Below are 14,582 nucleotides of genomic sequence, written 5' to 3' on the forward strand. Positions count from 1 at the left end.
GCCCATGACCTTCGCCTTCCTTCGCTTCGAGCTGCGCGAGCAGCTCCGTTCCCCGCTGCTGTGGCTGCTGGCGCTGTTCCTGGCGCTGATGGCCTTCGCCGCCGCCTCCAGCGATGCCGTCCAGATCGGCGGCGGCATCGGCAACGTGCACCGCAATGCGCCGACGGTGATCGCCTCCTTCATGACGTCCTTCACCCTGATCGGGTTGCTGGTCGCCACCCTGTTCGTCAGCAACGCCCTGCTGCGCGACTTCGACCTGGGCACCGCCGAGCTGGTGTTCTCCAGCCCGATCAAGCGCCGCGACTACCTGCTCGGCCGCATCGGCGCCGCCCTGCTGGCCAGCCTGTTGATGTACCTGATCATCGCCAGCGGCCTGTTCATCGCCCAGTTCATGCCGTGGATCGACGCGGCGCGGCTGGGCCAGGTGTCGCTGCACCCCTACCTGTGGGCGTTCGCGGTGATGGTGCTGCCCAACGTGCTGTTCACCACCGCGCTGCTGTCGGTGCTGGCCGCGACCACCCGCAACATCCTGTGGGTGTACATCGGGGTGATCGTGTTCATCGTGCTGTACGGCGTCAGCAGGGCGCTGCTGGCCGACATCGACAACCAGCAGATCTCCGCATTGCTCGATCCGCTGGGCATCCGGGCGATGAGCCACGCCACGCGTTACTGGTCTGCCGAGGAGCGCAACACCGGGCTGCCGGCGCTGTCCGGCTTCCTGCTGCAGAACCGTGCGCTGTGGCTGGCGACGAGCGCCGCGCTGTTCGCGGCCACCTTCGCCCTGTTCCGCACCCAGCGCGCCGGCACCGGCCGCGCCGGCAGCCGCCAGCGCCGCGAACCGGAGACGGCCGCCCGCCACGGCGCGCGCTCCACCACCGTCGCGCCGCGCGCGATCCCGGCCTTCGGTGCCGCCAGCACCGCGCAGCAGTTGCTGCGCCAGCTGCGCTTCGACACCGCCGGCATCTTCCGCAGCATTCCCTTCATCGTGCTGCTGTTGCTGGGCCTGGCCAACTTCATTCCCTCCGCGCTGTTCCGCCAGAGCCTGTACGGCACGCCCACCTGGCCGGTCACCTCGCAGATGCTCGCCGCCCTGCAGGGCAGCTACAGCTGGCTGCTGGTGCTGATCGTGCTGTTCTACGCCGGCGAACTGGTGTGGAAGGAGCGCAATGCGCGCGTGGCCGGCATCACCGACGCCACGCCGGTGCCGAACTGGGTGCCGCTGCTGGGCAAGTTCCTGGCCCTGGTCGCGGTGGTGCTGGGCTTCCAGGCCATCGGCGGGCTGGCTTCGGTCATCGTGCAGCTGTGCAAGGGCTACACCCACATCGAACCGATGCTGTACGTGAAGACCCTGCTGCTGAACTCCATCGTGTTCGTGCTGATGGGCGGCCTGGCGCTGGCGCTGCAGGTACTGAGCAACAACAAGTTCCTCGGCTACGCGCTGTTGATCCTGGTGCTGATCGGGCAATCGATACTGGGCCTGCTCGATTACACCCAGGACATCTACAACTACGCCAGCGCGCCGAATGCGCCGTATTCGGACATGAACGGCTACGGCCATTTCCTGACCGGGCAGCTGGCCTTCCAGGGCTACTGGACCTTGTTCCTGCTGGTGTTGCTGCTGCTGTGCGCGGCGCTGTGGGTACGTGGCGTGGATACGGGCTGGCGCCCGCGCCTGCGGCTCGCCCGGCAGCGCCTGCGCGGCGGGCTGGGCGTGGCGCTGGCCGCCTCGATCGCGGCCTTCGTCGCCTGCGGCGCCTGGCTGTACTGGAGCACCAACATCCGCAACGAGTTCGTCTCGCCGGACCAGATGCTGGACCGCCAGGCCCGATACGAGCGCGAATACCGCAAGTACAAGGATCTGCCGCAGCCGCGCATCATCGCCGTCGACAACACCGTCGACCTGCGTCCGGAAACCCAGACGGTCCGCATCGACGGCCGCTACCGCGTGCGCAACACCCACGCCGCCGCGATCCCCACCATCCACGTGGCGATGGGCGACGACCGCACGCTGGCCAGCATCGAACTGGGCGGCGCCAGGCTGACCACGCACGACGAGGCGCTGGGCTACCGCATCTACACGCTGGATACACCGATGCAGCCGGGCGAGGAACGCGACATCGCCTTCACCGTGGACATCCACCCGGACGGCATCACCGCCGGCCAGGCACAGAGCCGGATCGTGGGCAATGGCAGCTTCTTCAACAGCCGCGTGCTGCCGGCCTTCGGCTATGACACCGGCGCGGAGATCAGCGACCGCAACGAACGCCGCAAGCGCGACCTGGGCGAACCCACGCGCATGCCGAAGCTGGAGGACGAGGCCGCGCGCGCCGACACCTACATCTCCAACGACGCGGACTGGCTGGATTTCCGCACCACCATCTGCACCGCGCCGGACCAGATCGCGCTGGCCCCGGGCTACCTGAAGAAGGAATACAGCCGCGACGGGCGCCGCTGCTTCGACTACGCGATGGACCGGCCGATGCTCAACTTCTATGCCTACCTGTCGGCGCGCTGGGCGGTGCACAAGGCCGCCTACAAGGACATCCCGATCGAGATCTACTACGACCCCAAGCACCCGTACAACGTGGAGCGGATGGTCGAGGGCGTGCAGAAGTCGCTGGCCTACTACGAAGCCAACTTCAGCCCGTACCAGCACCATCAGGTGCGCATCATCGAGTTCCCCGGCTACCAGTCGTTCGCGCAGAGCTTCGCCAACACCATTCCCTACTCCGAATCCATCGGCTTCATCGCCGACCTGCGCGACCCGGACGACATCGACTACGTGTTCTACGTCACCGCGCACGAGGTCGCGCACCAGTGGTGGGCGCACCAGGTGATCGGCGCCAACGTGCAGGGCGCGACCCTGCTGTCCGAGTCGCTGTCGCAATACTCGGCGCTGATGGTGATGGAGAAGGAATACGGCCGCGCGCACATGCGCCAGTTCCTCAAGACCGAGCTGGATCGCTACCTGTCCGGCCGCGGCGGCGAGGACGTGGAGGAACTGCCGCTGTACCGCGTGGAGAACCAGCAGTACATCCACTACCGCAAGGGTTCGGTGGCGTTCTACCGGCTGCGCGAGGAAATGGGCGAGCAGGCGCTCAACCGCGCCCTGGCCCGTTTCATCCAGGCCAAGGCCTTCCAGCAGCCGCCCTACACCACCTCGGCCGAGCTGCTGGACTTCATCCGCGCCGAGGCCAAACCCGAGCAGCAGGCGCTGATCACCGACCTGTTCGAGAAGATCAGCTTCTACGACAACCGGGTGGTGGCCGCGACCGCCAAACGCCGCGCCGACGGCCGCTACGACGTGACCCTGGAGCTGCACGCGGCCAAGCGCTACGCCGACGGCATCGGCAAGGAAACCGCCGGTACGCTGGACGACTGGATCGAGATCGGCGTGTTCGCCAAGGGGCCGTCGGGCAAGGAGCGCGACGAGAAGGTGCTGTACCTGCAGCGCCACCACGTCACCGAGGCCGCACCGCGGATCACCGTGACCGTGGACGAACTGCCCCACGAGGCCGGGTTCGACCCCTACAACAAGCTGATCGACCGGGTATCGGCCGACAACCGCAAGCGGGTCAGCCTGCAGCAGTAAGCCGCCGGCCGGAATCCGGCGCGAGCCGGATTCCGTACCCGGGCGAATGGGTATACAGTCCGGCTGTCCCGGCTGCATGCCGGAGTTCACGGAAAACTCCCTGGGAGGGGAAACATGCGCAAGACCTTCAAGACCCTGCTGCTGGCCCTGCCGCTGGCTGCGGCCGCCTTCTCCGCCAGCGCCGCCGACGGCGCGACCGGCCGCTGGAAGACCATCGACGACAAGACCGGCAAGGTGAAGTCCATCGTCGAGATCACCCAGGCCGCCAACGGCACCCTCAGCGGCAAGGTGGTGGACATCCTGTATTCCGAGCGCGGTCCGGACCCGGTCTGCGACAAGTGCGACGGCGAGCGCAAGGGCAAGCCGGTCAAGGGCATGACCATCCTCTGGAACCTCAAGGCCGACGGCGCCAACCAGTGGTCCGGCGGCACCATCCTCGACCCGGCCAACGGCAAGAGCTACAAGTCCAAGGCCGAACTCAAGGACGGCGGCGGCAAGCTGGACGTGTCCGGCTGCGTGGCCTTCATCTGCCGCGCGCAGACCTGGGTGCGCGAGTAATCCCACGACCGCGCCCGTGCGACGGAACGGGAAGTGCATCGCCACGCGCCGCCCGCCCGTTCCGTCCACCGGCACTCCTTCCTCCATGCGGCGGCGCCAACCGCCGCCGGCAAACCGGCCCGGCGCTTCGCCATCGGCAGCGCCGCCCGGCCACGACCGCCCATCCGTGGCTTCCCGGCTGACGCGACGATCCACAGGCACGCCGTTGCGCCAGCGCCGGCGCATCCCCGCGGGGCCGCCGCGGCGCGGCATGCGATAATCGCCGGTCCCCCGCACCACGACCGGCCATGACCCGCACCGCACTCGTCACCACCGCCCTGCCCTATGCCAACGGCCCGCTGCACCTGGGCCACCTGGTCGGCTACATCCAGGCCGACATCTGGGTGCGCGCGCGGCGCCTGAACGGCGACAGGACCTGGTTCGTCTGCGCCGACGACACCCATGGCACCCCGATCATGCTGGCCGCGGAGAAGGCCGGGGTCACCCCGGAAGCCTTCATCGCCAACATCCAGGCCAGCCACGAGCGCGACTTCGCCGCCTTCGGCGTGGCCTTCGACCACTACGACTCGACCAACTCGGCCGCCAACCGCGAGCTGACCGAAGCGTTCTACCTGAAGCTGGAACAGGGCGGCCACATCGCCCGGCGCTCGGTGGCGCAGTTCTACGACCCGGCCAAGGGCATGTTCCTGCCCGACCGCTACATCAAGGGCACCTGCCCCAAGTGCGGCAGCGGCGACCAGTACGGCGACAACTGCGAGGTCTGCGGCGCCACCTACGGCCCCACCGACCTGATCGACCCGAAGTCGGTGATCTCCGGCGCCACGCCCGAGATCCGCGACTCGGAGCATTTCTTCTTCGAGGTCGGCCGCTTCGAAGCGTTCCTGCGGCAGTGGCTGGCCGGCGACGTCGCCCTGCCGGGGGTCAAGGCCAAGCTGATGGAGTGGCTGGACGCCGACGGCGGCCTGCGCGCCTGGGACATCTCGCGCGACGCCCCGTATTTCGGCTTCGAGATCCCCGGACAGCCCGGCAAGTACTTCTACGTCTGGCTGGACGCGCCGATCGGCTACCTGTCCAGCTTCAAGACCCTGTGCGAGCGCAGCGGCGAGGACTTCGAATCGCACCTGCGCGCCGGCACCGATACCGAACTGCACCACTTCATCGGCAAGGACATCGTCAACTTCCACGGCCTGTTCTGGCCGGCGGTGCTGCACGGCACCGGCCACCGCGCGCCGACCCGGCTGCACGTCAACGGCTACCTGACCGTGGACGGCGCCAAGATGTCCAAGTCGCGCGGCACCTTCGTCATGGCCCGCACCTTCCTGGACGTGGGCCTGGAACCGGAAGCGCTGCGCTACTACTACGCGGCCAAGTCCTCCGGCGGCGTGGACGACCTGGACCTCAACCTGGGCGACTTCATCGCCCGGGTCAACGCCGACCTGGTGGGCAAGTTCGTCAACCTGGCCAGCCGCTGCGCCGGCTTCATCGCCAAGCGCTTCGACGGCCGCCTGGCCGACGCGCTGCCCGATCCGGCGCAGTACCAGCGCTTCGTCGCCGCGCTGGCGCCGATCCGCGAGGCCTACGAGCGCAACGACCCGGCCGCGGCGATCCGCCAGACCATGGCGCTGGCCGACGAAGCCAACAAGTACATCGACGAACAGAAGCCATGGGTGATCGCCAAGCAGGACGGCGCCGACGCGCAGCTGCAGTCGGTCTGCACCCAGGGCCTGAACCTGTTCCGGATACTGGCCGCCGCGCTCAAGCCGGTGCTGCCGCGCACCAGCGCCGAGGCCGAGGCCTTCCTGTCCGCGCCGCTGACCGGCTGGGACGGCATCGCCACGCCGCTGACCGCGCACACCGTCCAGCCCTACACCGCCCTGTTCACCCGTATCGACCCGAAACTGATCGACGCCATGACCGACGCCTCCAAGGACACCCTGCAGACCACCGCCCCGGCCACCGGGGCCAAGCCGGCCAAGGCCGAGAAGCCCGCCAAGGCGGAAACCAAGCCCGAAGCCGCGGTCGACGGCGCCACGCCGGCCTACATCGGCATCGACGACTTCGCCAAGCTCGACCTGCGCATCGGCAAGGTGCTGGTGTGCGAGTTCGTGGAGGGTTCGGACAAGCTGCTGCGTTTCGAGCTGGACGCCGGCGAACTGGGCAAGCGCCAGATCTTCTCCGGCATCCGCGCCAGCTACGGCGAACCGGAAAAGCTGGTCGGCCGCAGCGTGGTGTTCATCGCCAACCTGGCCCCGCGCAAGATGCGCTTCGGCATCAGCGAAGGCATGATCCTGTCGGCCGGCTTCGACGGCGGCGCACTGGCGCTGCTCGATGCCGACAGCGGCGCCCAGCCGGGCATGCCGGTACGCTGAGCGCCCCCGGGGAGCCGGCAACATCGGCTCCCCGATCGCACGGCGCATGTCCCGGCGGAACCGTCCCATGGAACTGGCCCTGTTCGACTTCGACCACACGGTCACCACCTGCGACACCTATGGCCGTTTCCTGCGCCGTGTCGCCACGCCAGAACAGCTGGCGCAAGCGCGCTGGAAGGTCGGCCCGTGGCTGCTGGCCTACAAGCTGGGGTTGATCTCGGCCGAGGCGATCCGTGCGCGCGTCACCCGCCTGACCTTCAGCGGCCGCCACGCCGGCGACATCGCCGAACTGGCCAGCGCCTATGCGCACCAGGTGCTGCCGGAACTGGTACGACCGGAAATGCTGCAACAGATCCAGTGGCACAAGGCGCAGCAGCACACCGTGGCGATCGTGTCCGGCTCGCTGGACCTGTACCTGCGCCCCTGGTGCGAGCAGCATGGCCTGCAGCTGATCTGCAACCGCCTGGAAAGCGATGGCGACCGCCTCACCGGCCGCTACGCCGGCGGCGATTGCGGCCCGCACAAGGTGGCGCGCATACAGCAGCTGTTCGACCTGGGCCGGTTCCAGCGTATCCACGCCTACGGCGACAGCCGCGAGGACAAGCCGATGCTGGCGCTGGCGCACGAGCGCTGGTATCGCGGCAAACTGGTGTCCTGATTTCCACGCACGCCTATCCGCGCAGCCCCACGCCACGCATGCAAGCTCTCCCTACCAACGACCTGATCGAACGCCTGGACCGGGTGCTGCCGCAGACCCAGTGCGGCCAGTGCGGCTTCGACGGTTGCCGGCCGTATGCCGAGGCGATGGCGCGCGGCGAGGCCGGCGTGGACCATTGCCCCCCGGGCGGCGATGCCGGGGCGCGGGCGCTGGCCCGCATCCTCGGCGTGCCGGCATTGCCCTACGACCGCTCGCGCGGCGAACACAAGCCGCCGCAGGTGGCCTTCATCGTCGAGGCCGACTGCATCGGCTGCACCAAGTGCATCCAGGCCTGCCCGGTGGATGCGATCGTCGGCGGCGCCAAGTACATGCATACCGTCATCGCCGACCTGTGCACCGGCTGCGAGCTGTGCATCCCGCCGTGCCCGGTGGACTGCATCGAACTGGAACCCTCACCGTAGAGCGCAGCTTGCTGCGCTTGGGTTTCTCCGGGGAGATCCCAGCGCAGCAAGCTGCGCTCTACGGCTGTGTGTGGCTTACGGTACCGCTGCGGCGGCGGCGATCTCGATCTTCCACTGCGGCACCCGGCACATGCATACCGTCATCGCCGACCTGTGCACCGGCTGCGAGCTGCGCATCCCGCCGTGCCCGGTGGACTGCATCGAACTGAAACCCTCACCGTAGAGCGCAGCTTGCTGCGCTTGGGCTTCTCCGGGAAGATCCCAGCGCAGCAAGCTGCGCTCTACGGCTGTGTGGCTTACGGTACGGCCGCGGTGACGACGATCTCGATCTTCCACTGCGGCGCCCGGTACATGCATACCGTCATCGCCGACCTGTGCACCGGCTGCGAGCTGCGCATCCCGCCGTGCCCGATGCGCTGCATCGAACTGGAACCCTCACCGTAGAGCGCAGCTTGCTGCGCTTGGGCTTCCCCGGGAAGATCCCAGCGCAGCAAGCTGCGCTCTACGGCTGTGTGGCTTACGGTACCGCTGCGGTAACGACGATCTCGATCTTCCTCTGCGGCGCCCGGTACATATCTTCCCTCATCGCCGACCTGACCGGCTGCGAGCTGTGCATCCCGCCGTGCCCGGTGGAGTGCATCGAACTGAAACCCTCACCGTAGAGCGCAGCTTGCTGCGCTTGGGCTTCTCCGGGAAGATCCCAGCGCAGCAAGCTGCGCTCTACGGCTGTGTGGCTTACGGTACGGCCGTGGTGACGACGATCTCGATCTTCCTCTGCGGCGCCCGGTACATATCTTCCCTCATCGCCGACCTGACCGGCTGCGAGCTGCGCATCCCGCCGTGCCCGGTGGACCGCATCGAACTGGAACCCTCACCGTAGAGCGCAGCTTGCTGCGCTTGGGTTTCTCCGGGGAGATCCCAGCGCAGCAAGCTGCGCTCTACGGCTGTGTGTGGCTTACGGTACCGCCGCGGTGACGACGATCTCGATCTTCCACTCCGGGTTGGCCAGCCTGGCCTCCACGGTGGCGCGCGCCGGGGTGGCGCCCTGCGGCACCCACTTGTCCCAGGCCTGGTTCATGCCGGCGAAGTCGGCCATGTCGGCCAGGAAGATCTCCGCGCGCAGGATGTTGCTCTTGTCGGTCACCGCCAGCGCGAGCAGGTCGTCGATCGCCTTGAGCACCTGCTCGGTCTGGCCGACGATGTCGGCGCCGGTGTCTTCGGGCACCTGTCCGGCCAGGTAGGCCACGCCATTGTGGACGGTAATTTCCGACATGCGCGTGCCGGTGTCGTAGCGCTGGATCAGCATGGGGCGTCTTCCTTCGGTGGGATATCCCCGACATTCTCGCGTGTTTGCGCACCGGCCGCAGCCTCCGGCGACGGTCGCCGGCGCAGCCACCAGGCGACCAGCAGCAGCCAGCACAGCACCCCGGCGATCACGACCTTCTGGCTCAACCCGCGCGGCGCCGAACGCCACAGCACGTGCAGCCACAACAGGCCGAACACCAGCCACGCCAGCCACCAAGCCGGCGGATGCAGGCGACGCCAGTAGCCATCGCCGCGGAAGCGCCAGGACTGCAGCAGCATCGCGCTGGTGACGCACAGGAACGCCGTCTGCGCCGCCAGCGCGTGCACCAGCGGCGCCAGGAGCGGTGCGCGCGCGGGCAGGTAGCTGTCGCCGATCGCGACCCCGAGCAACCCCGCCGCCGCGGCGACGAACAGCAGCAAGGGCGCCGCGCTGCGTGCGGCGGGCGCGAAGCCGCGGTACAGCATCGTCCCCAGCAGCGCGATGGCCAGCGCCAGCGCGCAGTAGCCGGCCCGCAGCAGCAGGCCGTGCGGGCCATGCAGGTAGAGGCTGAGCGTGGCGCGTTGCCAGTCCAGGTCGGTGCGCGCCACCTGCAGCACCGCCACCAGCGCCACGAACGCGGCGAACGTCAGCAACAGCGCCGTCGCCGCGATTGCTGAGGAACCGGCAGGCCGGCGCACGGCATCGCCACCGGCAAGGTTTCGTCTGTCGTCCCGATTCACGGCCGCTGCCTTCCCCTCCACCCGAAGCGGCAAAGCCTACGGGCCGGCAACACGGAAGAAAAGCCGGCCACGCCGGTGCAGCGGGAATGCATCGACCCCGGACGACGGCCTATTCGGCGCCGGGGTGGCGCAGCTTCCATTCGGCCAGCGCCTGCCGGTAGCGCTGCAGCTCCTCGGCATACAGGTCCAGCACGCACAGCGGGCAACCGCTGCCGCAGCATTCGTTGGGGCCGGGCTCTTCCGGCGGCTGTGGCCGCGGGTCGTCCTGGGCGGGGGAAGTATCGTTCATGGCGCTCGCAGCGGCGCACCGGCAGCGGTGCGCATTCGACATCCGCGCATTGTACCGTCGCCTCAGCCCGCGACCCGGCGCAGGTTGGCGCGCGCCGCCGCGTCGTAGCGCCGGTGGAAGAAATCGCTGAAGAAGATGCGCGGCTGCGCCAGCACGCCTTTGAGGAAGCGGCGCCGATTGAGGCGGAACAGGAAGCCCGGCACCTTGCCGCGGTATTCCTCGGCGATGCCGCGGTCGTAGGCGTCGAACACCTCCGCCGGCGCGCCGAGGATGGCCATGTCGCAGTCCAGGAACAACGCCGCCTCCGCGTCCACTTCCCCGGCCCGCAGCTGCCCGTGGCGCGCGGTCAGGCGGATCAGCTCCATCACCCTGTCGCGGTCGACACCCTGTCCCGGCAGCCAGCGCGCGATGGCCTCGCCGGCCAGCTGCGCCGAGCGTTCCTCGTTGTCCTTGCGCCCGGCCTCGTAGATCGCGTCGTGGTACAGGATCGCCAGGTACGCTTCGCGCGGCTGCCGCCAGCCGGGGCCGTCGGCGACCTCGTGGAAATGCCGCAGCAGCGCCTGCACGTGGCCGAAGTTGTGGTACGCGCGCGGCGGGGCGGCGTAGGCGGCTTCGATCTCGGCCAGCTGCGCCGCCGGCAATGCGAGGGGAGGCGTGGACATGGCGCCATCTTTGCCAGCGCGGGCGCGCGACGCAAGCGCCGGCTCAGCCCAGCGGCCAGCGTCCTTCCAACTGGTAGCGCGTCTGCCCCAGGAAGCTGCGCATCAGCACGAACTCGCCCACGTGCCAGCGCAACGGCTGCACCGGCTGCAGCGGCAACCGGCGGCGGTCGTAGAGCAGGGTCACGTGCGGGGTGAACGCATGCCCGGGCTTGTTGCCGATGCCCTGCAGGCAGCGCCCCAGCTCCTGCTGCAGCGCGTGCAGGCGCTCCACCCCGGATTCGCCGCGCAGCACGAACGGATGCTGGCGGTTCCCGGCGAAGCTGCCCACCTGGTCGAAGCACACCTCGAACGCCGGCAGCCGCAGCCGCGCCGCGGCCTGCTGCGCACGTGCCAGCAGGCCCGGCGGCACCCCGGCGTAATCGCCCAGGTGATGCAGGGTGACGTGCAGGCGGTCGCGCTGCAGCAGCTTCCCAGTCAGGCCGTGCTCGTCGCACAGCGCCGTGGCCAGTTCGACGATACGCGCGGCGGTCGATGGATCGGGCATCACCGCGAAGAACAGGCGTTCGGTCGGGATGTCGTCGCCGAATCCCAGCGACAGCTGCGCGGCGGCGGAAGGAAGTGGCTTGTTCATGGCGGTGCGCAAACCCGGCCGGCGGACTCGCGCGCCACCTGCCGCTCAGCAGTATCGAGGGCCGCGGATACTAGCAGACGCCGGCGCCCTCGCCGCAAGGACACGGCCATGCCTCCGGCGCGACGGCTCAGCCGGCCGGCGGCGGATGTTCCATGAGGCGCCGTCGCTGATGGATCACCTCGCGCGCGGCGCGCACGTCGGGCAATACCCGCAGCACCGCATCGCGCGCGGCATCCGGCGTGCGCGGATCGGCCGCCACCGCTTCGAAGGCCTGCTGCAGGTGTTCCTCCAGCGCTTCCAGTTCCACCACGTAGCGGTGGTCGCGGTCGCCCAGCGCGGCCCGCAACCGCGCATACCCCTGGCGGAGGCTTCCCGACAGCGTGCCCTGCCCTGCCGGCTCGCCACCGGCCGCATGCACCGTCTCCTCCAGCCTCGCCATCAGCGCCGACTTGGCCGCCGCGATGCGGACGAAAAGCGCGGCCAGTGCCGCGTCCTCCACCCGCCCGGCCGCATCCAGGTAGAAGCGCTCGCCATCGCGCACGATGGCCAGCAATCCCCCCAACGTGTCGACCGCATTGCGCGGGCTCATGGCGCGCTCCTTGTCGATACCGGCCCATGCCGATCATGCCGGCCGGTTCCTGCGATGCTGCGCAGCGCCGGGTAAAACCGGCGTGAGCCGCCGCCGGCGTCAGCAATGGTCATTTTTTCGCCGCGACGCCCGGGCGCCTTGCAGGCCGGGGGCCGCCGATGGTTATCCACATGTTTGCCCGACGCTGGTCCACACCGCCTGTGGATGGAATCGCCGCCTACCGGCCGGCCATGGATGAATACGCGACTGGCACCCCAAACGACGCGGCGCGGGCATACACTGGCGGCGTCGCAGTCCGGCACTCCGCACCCGAGAGGTGACCGCCATGATCGGCTGGAACGCAATCGCCCTGCTCGCCGCCACCACGCTGGCCCCGGCGCCTTCGGTGCCCACGCCGGAACAGGTCATGCAGATTCCCCCGGAGCTGCGGACGATGCTGCAGGAACGGGTCATCCGCCCGGCGCATTCGCAGGAGCAACGCCTGACCCGGCTGGTGGAGATGGTGCTGCTGCCCGACGGCCTGGGCCTGCAGTACGAGACCGCCGCCACCCAGACCGTGGCCGAGACCTACGCGTCGCGTCGCGCCAACTGCCTGTCGTTCACCCTGCTGTTCGTGGCCCTGGCGCGCGAAGCCGGGCTCGACGCCCGCGTGCAGGAAGTCCGCCAGGTGGTGACCTGGTACCAGGACCAGGGCGTGATCTACAACTCCGGACACGTCAACGTCGGGTTGCGGATCGACGGCCGCGAGGGCACCGTGGACCTGGACCGGAACGTGCTCTACGACCGCCGCGGCCCGCGCGTGATCACCGACAAGCGCGCGCTGGCCCACTACTACAACAACCGCGGCGCCGAGCTGATGGCCGAAGGCGACCTGGCCGGTGCCCGCAGCCACTACGACATGGCGCTGGAGATGTCGTCGCGCTTCGCCCCCACCTGGAACAACCTGGGCGTGCTGCACGCGCGGCTGGGCGAGCCGGCCGCCGCGATGCGCGATTACGAGACGGCGCTGTCGATCGACCCGCGGCATGCGCCGGCGCTGTCCAACGCCACCACGCTGTACCAGCGCCTGGGCGAGACCCGGCGCGCGGCGCAGCTGGCCTCGCGGCTGGAACGGGCGCAGCGGCGCGATCCGTTCTACCAGTTCAGGCTCGGCGTGGAGGCCGAACGCCGCAGCGACTACGCCGCCGCGGTGCGCCATTACCGGCGCGCGGTCGACCTGCACGGCAACGCCCACCAGTTCCACTTCGGGCTGGCGCGCGCCCACTTCCTCAACGGCGACAACCGCAGGGCGGAACGCGAGCTGGAATATGCCCAGCGGCTGGGCGACAACGACGAGATCCGCGCCCGCTACCAGGACAAGCTCGAGAGCCTGCGCCGCTGGAGCCGGCGCACCGCGCAGCACTGAGCATGCCGCGCGCCGCGCCGGAACCGGATCAGGCCTTGCGCAGGAAGCAGGTCTTCAGCACCAGGCCCTTGATCTTGTCGGAGTTGCCCTCGATGTGCTCGGCATCGTCCTCGACCAGGCGGATGTTGCGGATCACCGTGCCCTGCTTGAGCGGGATCGACGATCCCTTGACCTTCAGGTCCTTGATGACGGTGACCGTGTCGCCGGCCGCCAGCACGTTGCCGTTGCTGTCGCGCACCACCAGCGCCTCGGCGCCGTCCGCGTCGCCGGCGGCCCATTCGTAGCCGCAGTCGGCGCAGATCCACAGCGCACCGTCGACATAGGTGTTTTCCAGGGTGCACTGCGGGCAGGCGGGTGCGTTGGACATGCTCGTCTCCGTAAATCGCAAAGGCGATATTGTAGCCGCCCGCCGCGATCGCCCCGTCCGGCACCACCGGGATAGACTGGCCACCTCGCCCTGAAACGGAGTCCGGGACATGATCGCCCCGCTGCTGCTCGCCCTGAGCCTTGCCGCCACCGACGAACCGCGCCTGCCGCCGGCCGCGCACTGCCTGGATGCCCGCCAGGTCAGCAGCGCGTACCAGCCCGACGACAGCACCCTGGTGGTGGCCAGCGGCGACCGGCACTACCGCCTGGCCTTGGCCGGCAGCTGCCCGGCGCTACTGGCGCAAGCCGACGCGCTGCAGCTGCGCGCGCCCGGCGGCTGGGTCTGCGGCGGCCCGCAAGAGGCCGTGGTCGGCGCCGGGGTCCGCTGCCCGGTGGCCACTGTGGAAACCATCGGCGCCCGCGATTACGCGCTCGCGGCACGGCGTTCGGACCGCGAGGTGCGCACGATGGAAACGGTGCAGGTCACAGCCAGGGCCGGCGTCGACCGCAGCCGGCGTTTCGCCCGCGGCTTCGTCGGCACGCCGGACTACTGCATGGACCCGCGGCAGATGCGCGGCTGGACCGAGACTCCTGCCGGCCTGCAGGTGGAAGCGTCGCCACGCCGCAATGCCGGCAACCGTTTCTACGTGGTGGAAACGCTGGGCAGCTGCCCGATGCTCAGCGGCGACGCCAGGGTGGGCTTCCGCTCCGGCATGGGCCTGGGCGTGGTCTGCGGCAATGCCGGCGATGCCATCTACGCCCTTCGCGACGCCTTCGTGGCCGAAGTCCCGCACCTGGACGTGGACGGCAGCATGCTTGCCGTACTCGCCGCCGGCGACCAGGTCGCCGAGGTCATCACCGCCCGCTGCTCGATCACCGCGGTCTATCCGGTCGTCCGCTGAGCCGCGGGCCGGACGCCGCCACCGGCATCATCGCTTGCGATACCGCGGCGGCTGGCGCACAGTGCGCGCCCTCCC

The 14,582-nt window shown here is 69.3% G+C and carries 16 protein-coding genes and 1 pseudogene; 10 read left to right on the plus strand and 7 right to left on the minus strand.

From position 1 onward, the window contains the following. The first annotated feature begins 4 nt into the window (after nt 1-4). From OK345_RS01750 to OK345_RS01790, 8 genes and pseudogenes are all read left to right on the plus strand, one after another. Nucleotides 5-3,592, plus strand: coding sequence for an ABC transporter permease/M1 family aminopeptidase (locus OK345_RS01750; RefSeq protein ID WP_265126172.1), 3,588 nt, complete (start codon nt 5-7; stop codon nt 3,590-3,592). Nucleotides 3,593-3,706: 114 nt separating this feature from the next. Further along, complete coding sequence (locus OK345_RS01755; RefSeq protein ID WP_265126173.1) at nt 3,707-4,150, plus strand: DUF2147 domain-containing protein; 444 nt, start codon at nt 3,707-3,709, stop codon at nt 4,148-4,150. A 287-nt stretch (nt 4,151-4,437) separates the two neighbouring features. After that, a complete protein-coding gene (gene metG / locus OK345_RS01760) occupies nt 4,438-6,519 on the plus strand; it encodes a methionine--tRNA ligase (protein WP_265126174.1) in 2,082 nt (693 codons plus the stop codon). Between the two features lie 67 nt (nt 6,520-6,586). Next, a complete protein-coding gene (locus OK345_RS01765) occupies nt 6,587-7,177 on the plus strand; it encodes an HAD family hydrolase (protein WP_265126175.1) in 591 nt (196 codons plus the stop codon). 38 nt (nt 7,178-7,215) lie between these two features. Further along, nucleotides 7,216-7,638, plus strand: a complete 423-nt coding sequence (rnfB, locus tag OK345_RS01770) for an Rnf electron transport complex subunit RnfB (protein ID WP_265126176.1) — start codon at nt 7,216-7,218, stop codon at nt 7,636-7,638. 70 nt (nt 7,639-7,708) lie between these two features. Beyond that, the gene (locus tag OK345_RS01775) at nt 7,709-7,861 is read left to right on the plus strand and encodes a hypothetical protein (RefSeq protein ID WP_265154817.1); all 153 of its coding nucleotides are present in this window, start codon (nt 7,709-7,711) and stop codon (nt 7,859-7,861) included. Nucleotides 7,862-7,977: 116 nt separating this feature from the next. Beyond that, nucleotides 7,978-8,082 (plus strand): annotated as a pseudogene (locus tag OK345_RS01780) (electron transport complex protein RnfB); the annotation flags it as partial. A gap of 307 nt (nt 8,083-8,389) precedes the next feature. Further along, nucleotides 8,390-8,518, plus strand: coding sequence for a hypothetical protein (locus tag OK345_RS01790; protein WP_265154815.1), 129 nt, complete (start codon nt 8,390-8,392; stop codon nt 8,516-8,518). Between the two features lie 75 nt (nt 8,519-8,593). On the opposite strand, the gene OK345_RS01795 is transcribed toward OK345_RS01790, so the two are convergent. From OK345_RS01795 to OK345_RS01820, 6 genes are all read right to left on the minus strand, one after another. Continuing rightward, on the minus strand, nt 8,594-8,941 hold the full coding sequence (locus tag OK345_RS01795; RefSeq protein ID WP_265126254.1) for a RidA family protein: 348 nt from the start codon (nt 8,939-8,941) through the stop codon (nt 8,594-8,596). Beyond that, nucleotides 8,938-9,621, minus strand: coding sequence for a DUF998 domain-containing protein (locus OK345_RS01800; RefSeq protein ID WP_425510938.1), 684 nt, complete (start codon nt 9,619-9,621; stop codon nt 8,938-8,940). Before OK345_RS01800 ends, OK345_RS01795 begins: the two co-directional genes overlap by 4 nt. 151 nt (nt 9,622-9,772) lie before the next feature. After that, on the minus strand, nt 9,773-9,952 hold the full coding sequence (locus OK345_RS01805) for an oxidoreductase-like domain-containing protein (RefSeq protein WP_265126178.1): 180 nt from the start codon (nt 9,950-9,952) through the stop codon (nt 9,773-9,775). A gap of 62 nt (nt 9,953-10,014) precedes the next feature. After that, the gene (locus tag OK345_RS01810; RefSeq protein WP_265126179.1) at nt 10,015-10,614 is read right to left on the minus strand and encodes an HD domain-containing protein; all 600 of its coding nucleotides are present in this window, start codon (nt 10,612-10,614) and stop codon (nt 10,015-10,017) included. Between the two features lie 43 nt (nt 10,615-10,657). Further along, on the minus strand, nt 10,658-11,245 hold the full coding sequence (thpR, locus tag OK345_RS01815) for an RNA 2',3'-cyclic phosphodiesterase (protein WP_265126180.1): 588 nt from the start codon (nt 11,243-11,245) through the stop codon (nt 10,658-10,660). 127 nt (nt 11,246-11,372) lie between these two features. Continuing rightward, nucleotides 11,373-11,834 carry a PA2169 family four-helix-bundle protein gene (locus OK345_RS01820; protein ID WP_265126181.1) on the minus strand — a complete coding sequence of 154 codons (462 nt, stop codon included), beginning with the start codon at nt 11,832-11,834 and terminating at the stop codon, nt 11,373-11,375. A 325-nt stretch (nt 11,835-12,159) separates the two neighbouring features. Between OK345_RS01820 and OK345_RS01825 the strand changes: the two genes are divergently transcribed. Then, nucleotides 12,160-13,239, plus strand: a complete 1,080-nt coding sequence (locus OK345_RS01825; RefSeq protein ID WP_265126182.1) for a tetratricopeptide repeat protein — start codon at nt 12,160-12,162, stop codon at nt 13,237-13,239. A gap of 28 nt (nt 13,240-13,267) precedes the next feature. Here the strand turns inward: OK345_RS01825 and OK345_RS01830 are convergent, their stop codons facing one another. Next, complete coding sequence (locus OK345_RS01830) at nt 13,268-13,606, minus strand: zinc ribbon domain-containing protein YjdM (RefSeq protein ID WP_265126183.1); 339 nt, start codon at nt 13,604-13,606, stop codon at nt 13,268-13,270. Nucleotides 13,607-13,715: 109 nt separating this feature from the next. Here OK345_RS01830 and OK345_RS01835 point away from each other — a divergent pair, with 109 nt between their 5' ends. After that, the gene (locus OK345_RS01835) at nt 13,716-14,507 is read left to right on the plus strand and encodes a hypothetical protein (RefSeq protein WP_265126184.1); all 792 of its coding nucleotides are present in this window, start codon (nt 13,716-13,718) and stop codon (nt 14,505-14,507) included. Nucleotides 14,508-14,582 lie beyond the last annotated feature (75 nt).

The organism is Xanthomonas chitinilytica (assembly GCF_026107455.2).
Lineage (GTDB): Bacteria > Pseudomonadota > Gammaproteobacteria > Xanthomonadales > Xanthomonadaceae > Stenotrophomonas > Stenotrophomonas chitinilytica.